Source organism: Asticcacaulis sp. P2_B1 (genome assembly GCF_056404915.1).
In genome coordinates this window covers 965,606-984,400 of the sequence record NZ_JBFUDD010000002.1, presented here as the reverse complement: position 1 = coordinate 984,400, position 18,795 = coordinate 965,606, and the positions used below count along the sequence as shown (strand labels likewise).

Sequence of the window (18,795 nt, the reverse complement as noted above, 5' to 3'; positions counted from 1 at the left end):
GCAATGAGACATATTGCAAGAGCTTTTGAATGGGCCGCGGCGGCCTTCTGCTACCCACAGAGCGGAGGTCAGCGCTTTTATTCAGGAACGACTTGGGCCCGCCGGCACTTACGGCATCGTCGTCCCGATGAAGACCAACGTGCTTGAGACGGAACAGCCGACGCACAACTTCCTCAGGAGCTTGCCCCTGACCGCGAAAGAGTTTATCCATGCCAAATTTCTGGTCAACCTGCCTCTGTTCGGCCTATTCCGAACGCTCATCAGCGCGGCAGGCTTCTACTTCGGCTTCGGCGGCGGCCTGTTTCCGCTGGGCGCCGTGCCGTTCGTCACCATGGTCCTCCTTGGAGGCTTTGTCGCCTATTGCAGTATCCTGGCCGTTAGCCTGTTGACCCAGTCGCTAGGCATAACTGTGCTGTGCATAAAACGTTTTGGAATCGGCACTCCGGCCTGTTTGTGGGTGGAAGTTTTCTTCGCGCCCGTAGCGCAACAGATCTGGGGGCAACAGCCCGTCTCGAACACGGCGGCCATCGCCATCGTAGCGGCGAAGATGGCTTCCTGTTCCGTGGTCATGGCAACTCTGCATATCCAAAACCAGAAGCCGGATTTCATGTGACGAGGATGTTTTTGAGGGTGGCCTCCGCACTCCCGCCAAACGGCCTCCATTTTATAGTCACGCGTCCTTAGACCGGCMTGCCAACCGCCTTAGCGGGCGGGCGTGGCCTTTCAGCATTTCCAACACCTCCTGCAACGGCTTGGGGCGGCTGAAATAAAAGCCCTGCAGGTGGTGGCAACCGGCCAGGCGCAGCAGCGCGGCCTGTTCGGCGGTTTCGACCCCTTCGGCGGTCACTTCGATATCCAAGGCATTGGCGATGCCGACCGTGCCGGCGACCAGGGCGGCCGCCTGAGGATCGTGATCGACCCCGCCGGCCAGCGACTTGTCGATCTTGATGCGGTCAAAATCGAAGCGGCGCAGATAGCCGATACTGGAATAACCGGTGCCGAAATCGTCGAGCGCCATGGACACGCCCAGGGCTTTCAGGTTGGCGACGGCGGCGATGGCGCGCTCCGGGCTTTCGATCAGATAGCCCTCGGTGACCTCCAGTTCGATGCGGTCGACCGGGAAGCCGGTATCTTTCAATACATCGGCGACCTTGCGTTCGAAATCGGGGTCGCGGAACTGGGCCGGCGAGATGTTGACGCTGAGGCGGATGCCGGGCACGGGCTTGAGGTCGGCGCAGGCCTTGCGCAGGACGAACTGACCCAGCTGGTGGATCAGGCCGCTGGCTTCGGCCACGTCGATGAAATCGTCGGGCGGCAAGGGGCCTTCGGGACGACGCGGCCACCGCACCAGGGCTTCGACCATGACGATGGCTTGCGTGCGGGCATGGACGATCGGCTGGTAGGCGACGTCGAATTCGCCGCGCGCCAGGCCATCGCGAATGCCTTTTTCAATGGCCTGTTTGCGCAGGCGGACGGTATCCAGCTCGGCATCGTAATGGGTGATGCGGCCCTTGCCCGTAGCCTTGGAGTGGTACATAGCCATGTCGGCACGACGGAACAGTTCCTGGGTGGCGCAGGTTTTCAGATTGGCCGTGGCGATGCCGATACTGGCGCCGATCTGGACGGGACGGTCTCCGATACGGATGGGCGCCGTCAGGAAGGCGAGGGCCGCATTGGCAAAAATCCGGGCCTGAGCCGGGCCGGTCTCGCCGCCGATCAGCATGGCGAACTCGTCGCCGCCCATGCGCGCCAGCATGGCGCCTTTCGGCAGTTCGCCTTTCAAAGCCGCGGCGACGATCATGATCAGCTTGTCGCCGGTGGCGTGGCCGTAGATGTCGTTGACGTCCTTGAAGCCGTCGAGATCGATGAAGACGACGGTATTGCGAACGTCGCCGCGCGCCTTGGCGACCTGTTGCAGCCGTTCGAACAGGGCGCGGCGGTTGGGCAGGCCGCTCAGCCCGTCGGTCAGGGCAAAGCTGCGGGCGTCCTTTTCGCTGATCGCCAGTTTTTGCAGGCTAAAGCCGCAGGCGATGACGAACATCAGGACCAGCAAGCCGACCAGCCAGGTAATCTGGCGGATCTTCGGCGCGGCGGCCGCGGCGGCAACCTTGCCGTCGACCTGCGGCGTCCAGGTCAGATGGCCGACCGTGCGGCCGTCGGCGCCGTTCAGATGCAGATAAGGGTGACGGGTGTCGCCCGGCGGCGTCAGGCTGAGATGGTCCAGTCGGAACATCTCGCCCATGCCTTGTACCAGGGCGGGTGTGAAGTGGCGGGTCAGCACCAGATATCGCCGCATGCCGTTGCGTTCGCCCAGGGCTTCCCGCGTCGGCTGGACCAGGCCCAGGGTGACCACCGCCGGTCCGTAGCGGGTCAGGCTCAGGCCGGACACGACCTTATTGTCGGTGTCGACCGCCGTCTTGTGGAGTTTTACTAGTGCGGCGAACCCGCTGCCGAACAGGGCGGTATCGCGGTCGTCGGTGACGCGGTGGCGGAAATAGCCCCATAGGATACGGCCGTGTTCGTCGACGACATAGGCGCCGTCGTAGGAATTGGCATCATCCGACACCACGCCCCAGCTTTCATAGGTCCATGATGTGTCGATCTTCGCCCGGTAAAGGTGATCGACAGCATCGTCCCACTGGGCATTGTCGGTCCCTATGGCCGTCATGCGATTGAGCGTCGACTCGACGGACGCTTCGACCAGGTCATTGGAGCGGACGATGTCCATCTGATCGGCCTTGGCGGCGATCGTGGTGAGCGACGCCTGCAACAGCATGACAATGGCCACCATGGTCGCAATACCGCCGGCAGCCACGACGGCGATCAGGACGCGGGCCTTCGGACTTATGTTCCAGCGCCACAGACGCCAATCGATCAGGCTACGCAAACTCATAATGACGGTAATCGGTCCTCATACACGCCGCACCTCGCTATCGAGGGCGGTGACGACCTTAAACTTACGGCAAAAAGGTGAATCCTCCCTTAGAATGTCGGGAATGTCTTGTCGAAAGCGAGCGGTTGAATCACTCGGTCAGGTTTGGCCAGTCGGTTCAGTGTGTCGGTACCGGAAGACTGGAGACAGGGGATTGGGGGCTATTTCACGGCGACCAGAACGACGCTGACCATGATGGCGGCGTAGTGTGTCGCTGCCCCGGCCAGGACGTGGCCATGCCAGATGGCGCGGCGAAATTTGAGGCGCTTCATGATGAACAGGACGGCGCCGATCGAATATACGATTCCGCCGGCTGCCAGGAGGATGATCGCCGGCAGGGGCGTATCGTGGGTCAGCGGTTTGATCGCCACCACCACCACCCACCCCAGCGCCAGGTAGAAGACAACCGTCACCATTTCGCCCAGGCGCGGCAAAAATAACTTACTCAGGATTCCGATCGTCGCCAGGCCCCAGACGGTGCTGGTCATGGCCCAACTCCACGTGCCGTGCAGCAACTGCGTTGTAAACGGCGTGTAACTGGCGGCGATCATCAGGAAGATGCCGGCATGATCGACCCGGTACAGAAAGGGCTGCCATTTCGGGTGGGCGAAATTATAAGCCGTCGAAAAAGCCAGCATGGCCACCATGCCCAGAGCGTAGACACCGATAGCGGCAACGCGGCCGATCTGGCCGTGGCTGACTGCGATAGCCAGCGCCACGGCGCCGCCGACCACGGCAAGCGTCAGGCCGACGATATGAATGACAAGGTCGGCCAGGTGTTCGGCACGCGTGGGATAATGCGGAGGGGAGGTAACGGGGAACATATTCATTGTCGCTAGCATATAGTGATATCGAACCCGATTTTCAGCGGGCGCGTTGCTCGATTATAATGCCTGTGCCGGATGAAAAAAATCGATGCTGAAAGGCGAATGACGGGCCGAAAAAAATCCCCATAGTGTCGGTGCGAGGCCGATTTTACTCGGCGGCCCCGTCCGTGATATAGGTATAATATTACCTTTAACACGTGCAGCCTCGCCATTCGGAGTGCGGGTTTCCTTGGAAAAGCGCCACATCTACTCCGAATCTCGTCGCGGCCGCGTCGCGATCCGTCGGCGGATATGTCAAACTCAAGCGCCGTCAGGGTAAGAAGATTCCGCGAAAGAATTCAGGTGCTTTGCGTCACATGGCATGCCATGACAGGCGATGACCTATCCTTCCCGACTTCCCACCCCGTTGGCCGCCTTGTTGGCCGCCTGTGCCGTCGCGCTGGCCGCCACGGCCGCACACTCCGAAGCGCCCACCGCTATTGCCGGCCCCATCAGCTGCGCCTCTCCGGCGCAGGCCATCAACGAAGAGGGCTTCGTCACCATAGGCGGTATCGAGCAGTGGGTGACCATCAAAGGCGACAGTTGCGCCAACCCGGTGCTCCTGATGGTGCACGGCGGTCCGGGCAATCCGATGAGCCCCTATGCCGACAACCTCTACGGTGCCTGGAAAAAGAACTTCACCCTGGTGCAATGGGACCAGCGCGGGGCCGGCAAGACTTACGGTAAAAACCGGCCGTCGGAAGACACGCCCCTGACCTTCGGCCAGATCAGCGATGACGGTATCGAAGTGGCCGAGTACCTGACGCATCATCTGGGCAAGCCGAAGGTCATCTTGATGGGCGGTTCGTGGAGCTCGATCCTGGCCATATACATGATCAAGACCCGGCCCGACCTGTTCTATGCCTATCTCGGTTCGGCGCAGATCGTCTCTTACAAGGTCAATCAGCCCGAGACCTATACCCACCTTCTTACCCTGGCGCGCGCCGCCGGCGACGCCGACAGCGTGAAAATTCTCGAAGGCCTGGATGCGCCACCGTGGACCGATCCGCGCAGCTCGGGCGCCATGCGCCGCATCGACCGCAAATACGAGGCCATGGTCACCGACCCTGCACCGAAGGCATGGTGGCAGCCGGAAGCGCAATACACCACGCCCGAATACGAGGCCGATTACGAGGCCGGCGAGGATTATTCCTACATCCAGTTCGTCGGCCTGCACGGCGACGGCATGTATTCCGGCGTCGACCTGCCGGCACTGGGCACGCATTTCGACGTGCCGGTCTTTATCACCCAGGGCGCCGAAGACCTGCTGACCTCACCTACCATTGCGCGCGCCTATTTCGATAGTATCACGGCGCCGCAAAAGGCTTTTGTTCTGGTGCCGCGTGTCGGTCACGACCCCAACCAGCCTCTTGTCGATGCCCAGTTCAAGATGCTGACGGAGACGATCGCGCCCCTGACGCACTAAATGCAGATGTTCACGGAGTTTTGACGTCGAGACCGTTTGAATAGACTGAAAAAGACTGGCGGCAGGCGCGACAGGCTATCACAATCTCTCGTTAAGCTTCGCAGGGTACTTTACCCGGCGTAGCCTACAGGTTGGATAAAGTCATATGAGCGAGGAAGCTTTACTTATCGATGCTAGCGGTAACAACGAGGTCAAGCTGGCCATGGCGAAGTCGCGCCAGCGGCCCGAACACTCGGTGTCCTATCCCTGCCGGACTTTCGACGACTTCAGTCAGGCCATCGACGACTTTCTGAACAAGAAGAGCGATCGCGCCCTGATCGGCGCCGCGGTCGCTGCCTGCGGCTGGGAACAGGATGGCGGCCTGGCCATGCCGAATGATCCGTTTCGTATCCAGAGGGACTGGTTGCGCGACCTGCTGAAGATCCGGCGCCTGAACCTGGTCAATGACTGCGTCTGCAAGGCGATGGCCGTGCCGCTGCTGCGGCCGGACGAAACCCTGCGGATTTGCGGCGGCGACGGTGATCCCAGCCAGCCGCGGATGCTGATCGGCGCCAGTTTCGGCCTCGGTTCGGCGCTGATCGTCACTGACGATCTCAATGAGGCGACGATTCTGCCCAGCGAAGGCGGCCATACCGACCTGCCGGCCGTCACCGCACGCGAAAAAGCCGTTCTGGACGTCATGGAAGCGAAATTCGGCCGGGTGTCGCGCGAACGCGCCGTCTCTTTGCAGGGGCTGCGGGAAATTTGGCGCTGTCTTGGCGTTATCGACGCGCTGCCGGTGGAGGATATCCTGCCCGAGGCGATTGTCGCCCGCGCCGTAGCCGGCGATGCCCGCGCGATGGAGACCGTGTCTTTGTGCATCGGCTGGCTGGCGGCGACGGCGTCGGACGCGGCCCTGATGACGGGCGCACGCGGCGGTATCTATCTGTCCGGCAGCTTGATCGAGCTGACCAGCAGCCTGTGGAACCGGGAGGCCTTCAGCGAACGTTTCCATGCCAAGGGCCGTCTGTCCAACTATGTGTCGGATATCCCGGTCCATATCATCCTGGCGCCCGAGCCTGAAATGATCGGCCTCAGTACCTTATTTTCCTGACGGATTTCAGGCCGAAACAGTGAAGCGGTAGGTGCCAGAGCCGATTTCGACCACCGTGCGACCGCCGTCGGGGCCAACAAGTTTCACATCGGGATGATCGGTCAAAGGCTTGCCGCCTTCGCGGATCTTGTCCGGCGCGGTCGTGGGGAGATGGACCAATGCGCGGGCATTGGGCGCCACGGTGACGCTGAGGGCAAAGCTGCCGCCCGGCCCGTGCGACCAATCGGTCGACAAGCGCCCCAGCATGGAGTCGAAGTCGCCGCCGCCGGTTTTAACGCGCGGATCGGTGACCGGGTTGACGGCGAAGGTCTTGAAGCCCGGCTCTATGGGGTCGATGCCGGCGATGCGGCGGAAAACGAAACCGGTGACGGCGCCCAGCGAGTAGTGGTTGTACGAGTTCATCGACACATCGCCGGTGTCGCCGTTCCAGCGTTCCCAGATGGTCGTCGCGCCCTTGGCCACCATATAGCCCCACGACGGATAGGCGGTGCGCAGCAACAGGTCGTAGACGGTCTGGCTGTAGCCGGCATCGGCCAGGGCATCGAGGCTGAACGGCGTGCCGAGAAAGCCGGTCGTCAGCATGTCGCCGCGCCGGAGGATGTTGGCCTGTAGTTTGGCCGCCGCGGCGGCACGCAGTTCTGCCGGCAACAGATCATAGCGCAGGGCCAGGATATAGCCGGTCTGGGAGTCGTTGCTGACCGTGCCGTCGGGTTGGACGAAGGTCTTGATGAAGGCGGCTTTAATATCGGCGGCCAAGGCGCGGTAGGTCGCGGCCGCCTCCGTACGGCCGGTGGCCGCGGCCATGTCGGCCATGGCGTCGGTCGAGTGCTTCGACATGGCGGTGGCCAGCAGTTCCTTGGGGGTGGTGGCGTCGCCGGGATATTTGGAATCGAAGGACAGCCAGTCGCCGAAATCGGCGCCGCGTCCCTTTGTCCAGATATGATCGTCGCTATGGGCTGAAATGAAGTCGATATAGCGCGTCATCGAGTCCCAGTGCTGATCGATGACCGCGGTGTCACCGAAGCGTTTCCACACCGTCCACGGCAGGATAACGCCGGCGTCGGCCCAGCCGGGCGAAGCGCCGCCCTTACCCCAGTCATGGATCGTATTGGGCGAGACATTGGTGTAGGCGCCGTTGTCCTCCTGGGCGTCGCGGACGTCGCCCATCCAGCGTTCGGTGAAGGCGGCGACATTCATGTTGAACGAGGCCGCGTCCCAAAAGACATGGGCGTCGCCCATCCAGCCCAGGCGTTCGTCGCGCTGCGGGCAGTCGGTCGGAATGCCCATGAAGTTGGAGCGTTGGCTCCACAAGGTATTTTGCCACATCTGGCTGATCAGCGGATTGCCGATGCGCAGGTGGCCGGTTTCGCTCAGGTCGCTGTGGACGACAATGCCCTGGATATCGCCGGCCGCCGGCGCGGCTTTCAGGCCCGAGACCTCGACATAGCGGAAGCCGTGATAGGTGAAGTGCGGCTCATAGGTTTCGCCCTTGGGATCGCCGCTCAGAATATAGGTGTCGGCGGCGCGGGCGGCACGCAGGTTGGATTGGTCGATACCACCGTCGCTTTTCAGAACCTCGGCGAAACGCAGGGTGATCTTGTCGCCGGCCTGGCCCTTGACCTTGAGTTTGACCCAGCCGGCGAAATTCTGGCCGAAATCGAGCACGTAGGCGCCGTTGACGGCCTTGATCGACTTGGCGGTCAGGGTCTTCGTGCGGCGGATCGGCGGGCTGATCATGCCTTCCAGCCGGCCCATGGCCCTGGGCGCGATGGTCACCGGACTCCAGCGCGCGTCACCGGTGAAGCCGGCGGTCGTCCAGCCGGGCTGCTCCAGGCGGGCGTCGTAGTCCTCGCCGTCATAGATCTCGCTCATGGTGACGGGGGCGGGGCTGACCGACCACCGGTTGTCAGTGACGATGGTGTCGCGGCTGCCGTCATCATAGGTCAGTTCGAGCTGGGCCAGGTAGCGCAAGGGCGCGCCGCCGAACGGGAAGCGACCGACGGGCGCCAGGTAGCTGCCGTACCAGCCGTCGCCGACCATGGCGCCGATGGCGTTGGCGCCGGCCTTCACCAGGGCGGTGACATCGTGGACGCGATAGAGGATGCGTTTACTGAAATCGGTGCTTTCAGGCGCCAGCAAGCCGTCGCCGACCCTTTGACCGTTGATATGGGTCTCATAGGCGCCGAGCGCTGTGACATAGAGACGGGCCGAGGCGACCGCTCTCTTGGCGGCAAAATCACGGCGCAGCAGGAAGGCGCCCTTGCCCGGCAGGGGGAGGGGCGCTTCGGGTAAGGGTGTGGCGGCGGTCCATGAACTGTCGTCGAAGGCGGGCGCGGCCCAGCCGTCGGGCATGTCGGTCGAGGTCCGTGCCGAGTTACCGGTGAAGTGCACGATACGGCCGTCGGCCAGCCTGGCACGCACCAGCATGGCGCATTTGACGTCGCCGCCGGCCGCGACGCTGAGCGCCAGGGTATGACGGCCGGCTTTCAGCGCGGTCGCCGAGGCGACGGTGCTCTGGCCGCCGAAGGCCAGCCTCGAAAAGGGCGGCAGGTCGACGGGCGCGGCGTCGATGAAGGCGCTGTAGGTGGCGTTGGCGACGGTCATCAGGGTGACTTCGGCGTCGCCGTCCAGGGTAAAGTCGAGACGGAACTGCCAGGTCTGGTCCTTGCCGGGAGGCGGCGCGGTGACCCAGACGGCCCCGGCTTCGCGGTCGCCGCGCATCTCGGCATCCTCGGCCGCCAGCCATTGCCCGGTCCAGTCGGCCGGTGACAGCAAGCCCATTTCCCAGAAGGCGGGGTCGCTGACGGCGCTGCGGCCGTGGTTGTCCCAAACCCGGACTTGCCAGCAGGCGCGTTGGCGGCTGGCGAGCGGCTTCCCGTCGTAGGTGACGTCGAAGGATCGGTCGCCGTCGATCCGCCCGGAGTCCCACAGATCGACATCGCCGGCTTTCAGCTTGGCGGGCGAAGACGCGACCTGGACCTGCCAGGCGGTTTGCATTGTGCCGCGCTTGGCCGATGCGAGCTGCCATGACAGGCGCACCTGAGACAGCTGCACGCCGATGGGATTGGCCACGGTCTCGGTCATCAGGCCCAAGACGCGCAAACCCTTGCTTGCGGCGGCAAGGGTGGGGGCTGAAGCGGCCAGGCCGGCGCCGGCCATCAGACCGCGGCGGGAAGGGGTAAAAGACATGGACGTCTCCTGTTTTCGACGCCGACCGAAGGCGGCGCGTCGATCTTCTGGTTGACTGAAACCTAAAGAAAAAACGTCACGTGCGTCAATGAATTTTCACAAAATGAATGATTGTTGCAATTAATGGGAAAATATTTGCGCCAAATCCGCAGCCAAACTGCCGCGCGGCTCGATCCGGACCGTATCTAGGCCCAGCCAGCCAGCGAAGAGGCGCAGTTCCGCCGCCAGGCGTTCGGCGGTCGTCTTCGTCGCGGCCGGTTCGCGATGGCTGGCCTGAACGATCAGGACCGAGGCCTTGCGGTCGGCTTTCAGGTCGACGCGGGCGGTGATGGCCTCGCCTTCGAGAAAGGGCAGGACATAATAGCCGTAAACGCGTTTCGGCGCCGGCGTGTAGATTTCGAGCACGACTCTGATGCCGAACAGACGTTCGGTGCGCTCGCGGAACCAGATGGCATTGTCGAAGGGCGAGAGCWGGGCGTGAGCCTTGATCGGGGCGGGGGTGGGCGCGTCCCTGTGGAGATAGGCCTGGTCCTTCCAGCCTTCGATTTGCACCGGCAGCAGGTCTCCGGCCTCGACCAGGGCGGCGATGGCGGCGGCGGTGTCGGCGAGACCCAGACGGTAATAGTCCCTGAGGTCGCGCGCGGTTGCCAAGCCCATCGCCCTGGCCGACAGGCGGATCAGTTCGCGGTGGGCTTCGGCGCGGGACGGCGTCGGCCGGTTGAGAATGTCGGCAGGAAAGACCGTTTCGGGCAGGGCGTAGATGCGCTCGAAAGAACTGCGCCGGCTGGAGGTGGTGACCTCGCCGGCCCAAAACAGGCATTCCATGGCGTGCTTGGCGTCGCTCCACCCCCACCAACCTGCTGTTTTGCCATTGCCGATCTTGATCTCAGAGGCCGCCAGAGGGCCGCGTTCGCGGATCTGCGTTAGAGCATATTCAACGGTGTCGCGCTGCTCGTGGAGGAATTTGGCGACGCCTTTCCATACGCCGACTCCGTTGCGCGCGTCTTCCATGCGCCAGCGCAGGAGAGGTTGCAGGTCGCGTGGCAGGAGGCTGGCCTCGTGGGCCCAATATTCGAACAGTCCGGGCTTCTTGCCCCAGGCCAGGTCTTCGAGATCGGCGCGCGGATAGGCGCCGAGGCGCGAGAACAGGGGCAGGTAATGGGTGCGCGACACGACATTGACGGAATCGATCTGGACGACGCCCAGGTCTTCGATGGCCTTGAGAAGCCTGGCGCGTGAAGGCGGCCGCGCCGGCCGGCGGCCGAAACCCTGCGCCGCGAGAGCTATGCGCCGGGCGTCTTTTGCCGAGAGTGTTTGCGTCGTCATGTGCCGCCTTCAACCTGCATGTTCTCAATAGGATAAAGGCGGCCAGGTCGTCAAATGTCAGTAGATCACCCTATTGCAGCGGCAGGAAGATATCCGTCACAGCGGCATTCTCGGGTGCCTCGGGGAAGAAGACGACGCGCTGAACGAACAAGGGGGCGTCGCGCGTGTCGTGGCCGTTGCGCGGCAGCCAGTCGCGGTAGAGCCAGCTTATCGCAGGGCGCAGATTGTCGCTGGATCCCGTCAGGCGCAGGACGGCGCAACGGCCGCCGGCAATAACACCTGAGATAATACCGGCATCGTTGCCCGCCAGAGGCTTTGCGGTGGCTGCGCAGATGTCGAGCCGATAGTCCTCCGGCGCTGTGGTTTCCGGGTCGTTATAGAGGATGTTGAAGGTCGCGCTCAGTTTCGGCGGCAGGCCGGCCTGTTTGCGCCAGGCGATGAAGCGGCGGATCGAGTCGCCGATCAGGGCGGGATCGCCGCGGTGTTCGAGAACGGCCACGGGCGTGGCGGGGAAGTCGGTGAGGGTCACCTGGTCGTCGCTGAAAGTCATGGTCTGCCGGCTCCTGGCTGCGTGGAACGGCCCGTAGGCCTCGTGCCAGGAAAACCACTGCGGCAGCTTGCGAAAAGCGCTCGGGCTTTGGCCGATGCGCTTCTTGAAGCTGCGCGCGAAGGCCTCGGGCGCCGCGTAACCGCTGTCCAACGCGATATCGAAGACCGAGTTGTCCTGACAAAAGGCCAGCCGGTAAGAGGCGCGCTTCAGGCGGGCAAGCTGCACATATCTGTAGACGCTGATGCCGAACAGTTCGGAGAACTGGCGGTGGAAATGGTGTTTCGAGAAGGCGGCGACGCCGCTCAAAACCGCCACGTCCAGGTCGTCGTCGAGATGGCCGTCGATATAGTCCAACACCCGCTGCATGCGGCTGTGATACTGTTGGACGGCGGTTGCGGTCACATAAGTCTCCCTGGTATTATCCCACATAGCAGCGGCGGCGGGCTGAGGCCTGACCGATCTTGCTGTTATGCGGGAAGCGGGCGGTTTGCGCCAGTTGGGATCAGGCGATTGTCGCGGCCTGGAAGTGCATGCCGTCGGGGCGCTCCCAGGTGCCGCCCCAGGCCCAGCCGGCCGTGCGGAAGTCTTCGACGACGTAGCGGTTTTCCGGGCGCGAGAAGTTGGGTGCGTCGTCGCCCATGGCGTTGCGGTCGGGATCGAAGTCGACGGCGCAACCATAGGCGTGGGCCGATAGGCCAGAGCCGTCGCGGACCGGGCGCCAGTTGAAGCCACCACCGATGGCCGAAAGACCGACGCGGTCGATCTCGGCCTGGCTGTGGCCGGTTTGCTCCCAGATCAGGTTGAGCGCGGCCTGAAGCGATGGCGCGGCCAGGCGGTGGACCTGAAGGCCTTTCATCGGCAGTTTCGGATTCCAGGCCGCGTGGGCTTTCCACGGCAGGTCGACCGTGACGAGGTTGTCGGCTTCCCATTTCCGGTTGGCGGCATCGACGCCGGCAACGGTGACGGTCGGATTGCCCAGGCTTTTGCGGCAGTCGGTCCAGGGCAGGGCGGCGGGAGCGGCGAGGACGGTTTCGGCCTTTTTGACGACGGCCTGATTGGGGAAGGGGGGCTTGACGACGGCGTAGTCACCACAAGCGGCAAGCGACAGAGCGACCCCGAGGAACGCCAGGGTCTTGGCTATGGATACAGATATTTTTAGAACTCCGGCAGTTGCACGATCATCGATCGGATGCGTGGGGAACAGGGCCGCGGCGCCGGACACGCGGGTGCAATCCGGGCTCTCTACCGAGCTATTATGTTATTTTTGTGAGCCAAATGGGGCGATGGCTAGCCAGGTCTCGTCGCGGCACAATGCCCGGCGATGAAGGCTTCGTGAGTCGGCATATGGTCGCAACAGGCGGAGACGGTGTCGCGTGTTTCGTTCAGCCAACGTTTCAGTTGATCGTCCGTCATGGCCATGGCCATGGGATCGGGGGCGCGCGGTCGCAGGCCCTGACCCCACATCACGGCCAGCCAGCTTGACAAGCCGAACTGTTCACCCTTCTCCTCGAAAATGCGGCCGCGGCTCCGGAAGAGCGCCATGCGCTGTTCCAGGCGCTCGGGTACCGGCATCTCCCGACAGTAGGTCCAGAAGTCTGAATCCGTCCTCTGGCTCAGCTTGTAATGCAGGATGATGAAGTCGCGGACATCCTCATATTCCTTGACGGATTCACGATTGAAAAAGGCGATGTCCTCATTGTCGAATCCGCTGTCGGGAAACAGCACATGCAGGCGCGCAATGGCGTTCTGGATCAGGAAAATGGAGGTCGATTCCAGAGGCTCGAGGAACCCGCCCGACAAGCCGATGGCGACGCAGTTTTTCACCCAGAACGCCTTGCGGCGTCCGGCACGGAACTTCAACAGGCGCGGTTCGGCCAGAGCTGCGCCGTCCAGGTTCTGCATCAGCACGTCGCGCGCCGCGTCTTCGCTCATGAAGCTGCTGGCGAAAACGTGACCGTTACCGTTCCGGTGCTGTAACGGTATCCGCCACTGCCATCCGGCGGTATGGGCAATGGAGCGCGTATAGGGTACGATCGGTCCCGATTTTTCCGTCGGCACGGCCCAGGCCCGGTCGCACGGCAGCCAGAGGGACCAATCGACCCAGCCGGCCTGAAGCGCTTCTTCGATCAGCAAGCCGCGAAAGCCGGAGCAATCGATGAACAGGTCGGCTTCGACCCGTGCCCCGCTTTCCAGCGTTACGGCCTCGATGAAACCGTCGTCGGGGCGCAGGTTGACAGCGACGATCTTACCTTCGATGCGCCGGACGCCATTGGCCTGCGACAGGCGCCGGAGATGCTGCGCGTACAGGGCGGCGTCGAACTGAAAGGCATAGGCGATGGTGGCCAGCGGCGAATTGGCGCCGGTCGGGCGCATGAAGCGGCCACGAAGGCAGGCCTGGGTCTGCAGGTTGTAGTCGGCCAAAGTGTCGTTGGTCTGGGTATTATTACCGCTGTCGTTCAGATGCTGACGTAGCCACAGGGCATGAAACGGCAGGCCGTTCAGTTCACGGCCATTGGGCCCGAAAGAATGATGGTAGCGGTTGCCGACATGGCCCCAATCGACAAACTCGATCCCCAGCTTGAACGTGCCCTGACTGGTCTTGAGCAACTCGTCTTCGTCCAGGCCCAGCCAATGGTTATATTTGCGGATCGACGGAATGGTCGCTTCTCCGACCCCGACCGTGCCGATGTCGTCGGACTCGACCAGGACGATGTCCTCGATATTGCGCCGCATGACCTTGGCCATCCAGGCGGCGGTCATCCATCCGGCCGTCCCGCCGCCGATGATGGCGACGCGTTTAATGGGCGACGGCATGACCGGCCTCCGGATTAAGCAAAGCCTGCAGAAACGCGTCGTGGCTCGGCAGGCGTGACGCCATGGCCTCCAGCGCTGACTTGACCTGCGCCACCTGGGCCGTGACCTGGGTGTCCGGCATGGGACGCAGCAACGGGTCGTAGCCGTGGGGCAGCCCGCCCTGGCCCAGCAGCACGGCCAGCCAGCTTTCCGTGCCGAACAGGTGTTCCGGCCGCAGCGACAGCCGGCCCTTGGCGGCGAACAGGTCGATGATTTGTGTCACCCGCTCCGGTACGGCCATATCGCGGCATTGGCGCCAGAACGCCGTATCGTCGCGCCGGCCGATCTTGTAGTGGGCGATCAGGAAGTCGCGGACATTCTCGTATTCCTCATCGGTCTGGCGATTGAATTCAGCGATCTCGGCCGGATCGAAGCTCTTGTCGGGAAACAGGCTGAGCAGGCGGAACAGGCTGGTCTGGATCAGGTGGATGCTGGTCGATTCCAGCGGCTCCAGGAACCCGGCCGCCAGCCCCAGGGCCAGGCAGTTGCGGTTCCATACCTGTTTGCGCTTGCCCGTGACAAAGCGCAGGCGGCGTGGCGCGGCCAAAACTTGGCCGTCTAGTTGCGCCATCAGCCGGTCTTCGGCCGCGTCATCGTCGAGGTGAGCGCTGGCATAGACATAGCCGTTGCCGACGCGGTGCTGCAACGGAATGCGCCACATCCAGCCGGCCTCGGCGGCCGTCGAGCGCGTATAGGGAAGGACCGGCCCTTCCGAGTGGGACGGCACGGCGATGGCCCGGTCGCACGGCAGCCAGTGGCCCCACGGCTCATAACCGGTCTTCAGCGTGGCTTCGATTAGTCGCCCCCCGAAGCCGCTGCAATCGATGAAGAAATCACCGGCGACCGTTTCGCCCGACTGCAGGACCAGGTGTTCGATAAAGCCCGTCTCCGCGTGTTGGGCCGCCTCGACGACGCGCCCTTCGATGCGTGTGACACCGCGGGCCTGGGCATAGTCACGCAGATACTGGCCGTACAGGGCCGCGTCGAAATGATAGGCATAGTTCATCGCCACGTCGGCCGGCGCGCCCGGCTTTGGCAAGGCGAAGCGTCCGGCGTAACCGGCGACGCTGCTGATATTGTAGTCGTCTATGTTCGGCGTTTCTCTGTGTGCTGCGATTTGGGCATATTTCAGCCACAGGCGGTGGAACTGGCCCGCCGCGGGCCCGGCGCCATAGGGCGAGAAACCGTGCATGTAACGCTTGCCAAGCTCGCCCCAGTCGACAAAGGCGATACCGAGTTTGATCGTCGCCTGACAGCGCTGCATGAACTCCGCCTGAGGCAGGCCCAGCATGCGGTTCATGGCGTGGATGGTCGGGACGGTGGCTTCGCCAACCCCGACAATGCCGATCTCTTCCGATTCAACGACGGTGATCCGCGTCGCATGGCCCGTCAAAGCCCTGGACAAGGCCGCCGCCGCCATCCAGCCGGCCGTACCGCCGCCCAGTATGACGATATTTTCCAGACTGGCGCCGGAAACCGTCTTTTGCATGGATTACATTCCTGTTCAGCCCACGTGTACAAAAAAGGGCCTGACAAAAAAAGCCTGACACAAAAAAGGTGGGGCGTTCTGTTTGAGCGCCCCACCAGTGCGCGTGGAGAAAGAATAAACCTGAATTTTCGGCTCGCGCCTTAGTATTTCAGAGTCAGGTCGACCAGGATGCGGCGGCCGTAGTAGTCGGTGCGCTGGATCTGGCTCGGATTGTTGTTTTCGTAGGTACGCAAGGGCGTATCCAGCAGGTTGCCGGCTTGCAGACGTGCCGTGACGTGGTCGTTGACGCGGTAGCTGGCGCTGAAGTCCAGAGTCGTCTCAGACCGCACGCGCGACAGGGCGCCTGAAGACCAGGTGTACAGGATGGTGAACGGCGTATGGTATTTCATGCCCAGACGCGCTTCCAGCTTGTCATCGGCATACCACAGGTCGACCGTGGACGTCGTATTGGCGACGCCGTTCATGGGGAACGGATTGCCGACGGGGGTCGTTTCCTTGATATTGGAACTGACGAAGGCCGCGTTGGAATAGATGCCGAAATGGTCCAGACCCGGGATGAAGTAGAACGGTGTCTGGAAGGTCAGTTCGACACCTTTCAGCACACCCGACTTCTCGGCATTCACCATCGAGGTGAACTTTACCGGCTTGCCGCTGACGACCAGATCGTAGGTGCCCGCGCCGATGTAGTTGTCGATGTTCTTGTAGTAGGCTGCCACGGCGAACAAACCGTCCTTATGGAAGTAGTTCTCGTAGGCGACATCAAGTTGCGTCGACTTGTAGGGCTTCAGGTACGGGTTGCCCGCGCCGCCGTAATATTGCGGACCGGCGCCCGACAGGTCGACATAGCCGTCAACCCGCATGTCGTTGAGCGGCGGACGCGACAGGGCCTGGGCCAGACCGATCTTGATGTAGGCGCCGTCGCCCACTTCGAGACGGGCATTGGCGCTGGGCAGGACCTCGGTATAGTCGTTCTTGGCCGTGGTCAGGCCGGTGCCGTAACCGCTGAGCGGCCCGGTGCTTTCACTCTTCACGCTGATGAAGCGCACGCCGACATTGCCGTCGGTCGGCAGGCCCATGAAGGTCGTTTGGTAATTGCCCTGAACATAGGCTTCGGCGACGTCTTCAGTCACTTTGGAGACGAACGGCGTGTTCTTGAAGTCGGGGTTCAGCCTGGCCGCGCCGGCTGCGCCGTAAACGATCGGCGCCAGCGTGTCGAACGAGGCGTAGATCATGGTCGGCACGCTGAAGTTTTTGTAGGTCCACGGCTGGAACAGGTTGCCGCTGAGCGCTGAGCCACTGAGGGGCGCGACCGCCGAGGTCAGGGCGCTGCCGGGTTCGGCATCTTCCTTGACGCGTGTCGACAGACGGGCGCCGAACTGCAGCGACGTCCAGAAGCCGCTTTGGAAATTCCGGGTGGCGTCGAGATTGGCCGTGGTCAGGGTATCGCGCAGACGGCTGACGTCGGCGTGGCCGTTGGCGGCGTACAGGCTGCCGTTTTGGGCGGCCTCATAGGGGCTGATCTCGGTATAGACCATCGGATGGCTGCCGCGATAATCGAAGCGGTTCTGGCCCGATGCCGCCGACATTTCAACCGCCTGCCACAGGCCGTAACGCTCCGCCTGGCTGTAGGCCAGGTCGGCGACGACGGTCCAATCGTCGAACCGCCACTTGCCGTTCACGCCGGTGGCGAACAGCTTCATGTCCTGCTGATAGTGGCTGGAATACGGGTGCGAGGCATTCCACGGCACATTGACGGTCGCTGCAACGAGCGAACCATTTTCGACCACGGTATTGGTGAACATGCCGCCCGAGCCGTCGCCGGCCCAGTTGCCCCAGTCGGAGAACCAGCCGCCATTGCCTTCTTCGTCGATCTTGACCGTATTGGCCAGGACATCAAAGCGGCCTTCGAACGTATCCGAGGGCTTCCATTGCAGCGAGGACGAGACGCTATAGCGCTTCGAGTCGATCGCCTTTTCCTCGAACGAAGCGCCCCATGGATTTTGCACCAGAGGACCGCCCGGCGTGACAGCGCCCGGCGCGGCATTGTTCCAACCGCCGCCCATGACGTTCTCATAGCCGTTCTTCTGGTCTTGCGCGGCGAAGCTGACGACCAGACCCAGTTGCGGGGTGATCTTGGTGACATAGGCGCCCGAAGCACGCCAGCCCAGGCCGTCATAATTGGGCAGGCTCGAGCCGCCGTCATACGAGACCAGGCCGCCGCGCAGGGTCAGGGCCGGGCCCCGGTAGTCGAGCGGGCGAAGGGTCTGGATATCGACCGTGCCGGAGATGCCGCCCGAAACCAGCTTGGCCTGCGAGGTCTTGTAGACCTCGACGCCCGATACGGTTTCCGAAGGGAAGATTTCCCAGCGCACATTGCGGTCCGGTTCGGACGACGCCACTTCACGGCCATTGACCAAGCCCAGGACCATGCGGGGCCCGAGGCCGCGGATGGCCGCCTGGCTGTCATTGCCACGGTCGCGGGTGGTGTTGAGGCCGGGCAGGCGGGCCAGGGTTTCGGCGATGGTCACGTCCGGCAGCACGCCGATATCCTTCGACGAGATGACTTCGACAATGCCCGACTCGGCGCGCTTGGTGGCCAGAGCGTCGCGCATGCTCTTGCGCATGCCGACAACGACGACTTCCTGAGGGGCGGGATCGGTCGCTTCATCGGCGGCGTTGTTGCCGGCGGCTTCGGCCGTGGCGACGTGGCCGATGACGGCGGAATTGCCTTCGCGGGTCTTGACGATCAGGCCGGTATTGCTGATCAGGGCGTTCAGCGCCGCGTCGGCGCTCATCGTGCCCTGGACGGCATTGGTGCGCACGCCTTGCAGGTCTTTCGAGGTGGCCAGCAATTGCAGGCCGGATTGCTGGACGAAGGACGGCACGGCGGTGGCGGCGTCCTGGGCCGGAATATTGAAGGCCTTGTCTTGGGCGGCGGCGGGGTGCGCCATCACGACGACAGCGGCGACGGACCCCATCAAGGCATTACGGAAGCTGGCATTATTCATCAGTGACATTAGGTTCTCCCTGGAGTTTCGGGGACGCTCACGGTCCCTTCGAATAACCAGATG

12 protein-coding genes are annotated in these 18,795 nt (G+C 63.0%); 3 read left to right on the top strand and 9 right to left on the bottom strand.

Going from position 1 to position 18,795, the window contains the following annotated elements:
* The first annotated feature begins 13 nt into the window (after nt 1-13).
* Nucleotides 14-613 carry a hypothetical protein gene (locus AC1DX3_RS08905; RefSeq protein ID WP_476988901.1) on the top strand — a complete coding sequence of 200 codons (600 nt, stop codon included), beginning with the start codon at nt 14-16 and terminating at the stop codon, nt 611-613.
* Between the two features lie 57 nt (nt 614-670).
* Here the strand turns inward: AC1DX3_RS08905 and AC1DX3_RS08900 are convergent, their stop codons facing one another.
* Both AC1DX3_RS08900 and trhA read right to left on the bottom strand, forming a co-directional pair.
* Nucleotides 671-2,893: a putative bifunctional diguanylate cyclase/phosphodiesterase gene (locus AC1DX3_RS08900; protein ID WP_476988900.1), complete on the bottom strand. Its 2,223-nt coding sequence runs from the start codon at nt 2,891-2,893 to the stop codon at nt 671-673.
* 200 nt (nt 2,894-3,093) lie between these two features.
* Nucleotides 3,094-3,756: a PAQR family membrane homeostasis protein TrhA gene (gene trhA / locus AC1DX3_RS08895; RefSeq protein WP_476988899.1), complete on the bottom strand. Its 663-nt coding sequence runs from the start codon at nt 3,754-3,756 to the stop codon at nt 3,094-3,096.
* A gap of 379 nt (nt 3,757-4,135) precedes the next feature.
* Here trhA and AC1DX3_RS08890 point away from each other — a divergent pair, with 379 nt between their 5' ends.
* Together AC1DX3_RS08890 and AC1DX3_RS08885 are read left to right on the top strand one after the other, a co-directional pair.
* Complete coding sequence (locus AC1DX3_RS08890) at nt 4,136-5,224, top strand: alpha/beta fold hydrolase (RefSeq protein ID WP_476988898.1); 1,089 nt, start codon at nt 4,136-4,138, stop codon at nt 5,222-5,224.
* Between the two features lie 145 nt (nt 5,225-5,369).
* Nucleotides 5,370-6,317, top strand: a complete 948-nt coding sequence (locus tag AC1DX3_RS08885; RefSeq protein WP_476988897.1) for a glucokinase — start codon at nt 5,370-5,372, stop codon at nt 6,315-6,317.
* A gap of 6 nt (nt 6,318-6,323) precedes the next feature.
* Here AC1DX3_RS08885 and AC1DX3_RS08880 read toward each other — a convergent pair whose 3' ends face one another.
* From AC1DX3_RS08880 to AC1DX3_RS08850, 7 genes are all read right to left on the bottom strand, one after another.
* On the bottom strand, nt 6,324-9,506 hold the full coding sequence (locus AC1DX3_RS08880; protein WP_476988896.1) for an alpha-L-rhamnosidase: 3,183 nt from the start codon (nt 9,504-9,506) through the stop codon (nt 6,324-6,326).
* A gap of 120 nt (nt 9,507-9,626) precedes the next feature.
* On the bottom strand, nt 9,627-10,832 hold the full coding sequence (locus AC1DX3_RS08875) for a winged helix-turn-helix domain-containing protein (RefSeq protein ID WP_476988895.1): 1,206 nt from the start codon (nt 10,830-10,832) through the stop codon (nt 9,627-9,629).
* Between the two features lie 70 nt (nt 10,833-10,902).
* Nucleotides 10,903-11,784, bottom strand: a complete 882-nt coding sequence (locus tag AC1DX3_RS08870) for an AraC family transcriptional regulator (protein ID WP_476988894.1) — start codon at nt 11,782-11,784, stop codon at nt 10,903-10,905.
* A 100-nt stretch (nt 11,785-11,884) separates the two neighbouring features.
* Entirely contained in the window at nt 11,885-12,604 is a 720-nt protein-coding gene (locus AC1DX3_RS08865; RefSeq protein WP_476988893.1) for a M15 family metallopeptidase, read from the bottom strand.
* 65 nt (nt 12,605-12,669) lie between these two features.
* Nucleotides 12,670-14,196, bottom strand: coding sequence for a tryptophan halogenase family protein (locus AC1DX3_RS08860; protein WP_476988892.1), 1,527 nt, complete (start codon nt 14,194-14,196; stop codon nt 12,670-12,672).
* Nucleotides 14,180-15,724 carry a tryptophan halogenase family protein gene (locus AC1DX3_RS08855; protein WP_476988891.1) on the bottom strand — a complete coding sequence of 515 codons (1,545 nt, stop codon included), beginning with the start codon at nt 15,722-15,724 and terminating at the stop codon, nt 14,180-14,182. Before AC1DX3_RS08855 ends, AC1DX3_RS08860 begins: the two co-directional genes overlap by 17 nt.
* A gap of 140 nt (nt 15,725-15,864) precedes the next feature.
* Nucleotides 15,865-18,741 (bottom strand): TonB-dependent receptor, encoded by a 2,877-nt coding sequence (locus AC1DX3_RS08850; RefSeq protein ID WP_476988890.1) that lies wholly within the window; start codon nt 18,739-18,741, stop codon nt 15,865-15,867.
* Between the last annotated feature and the right edge of the window lie 54 nt (nt 18,742-18,795).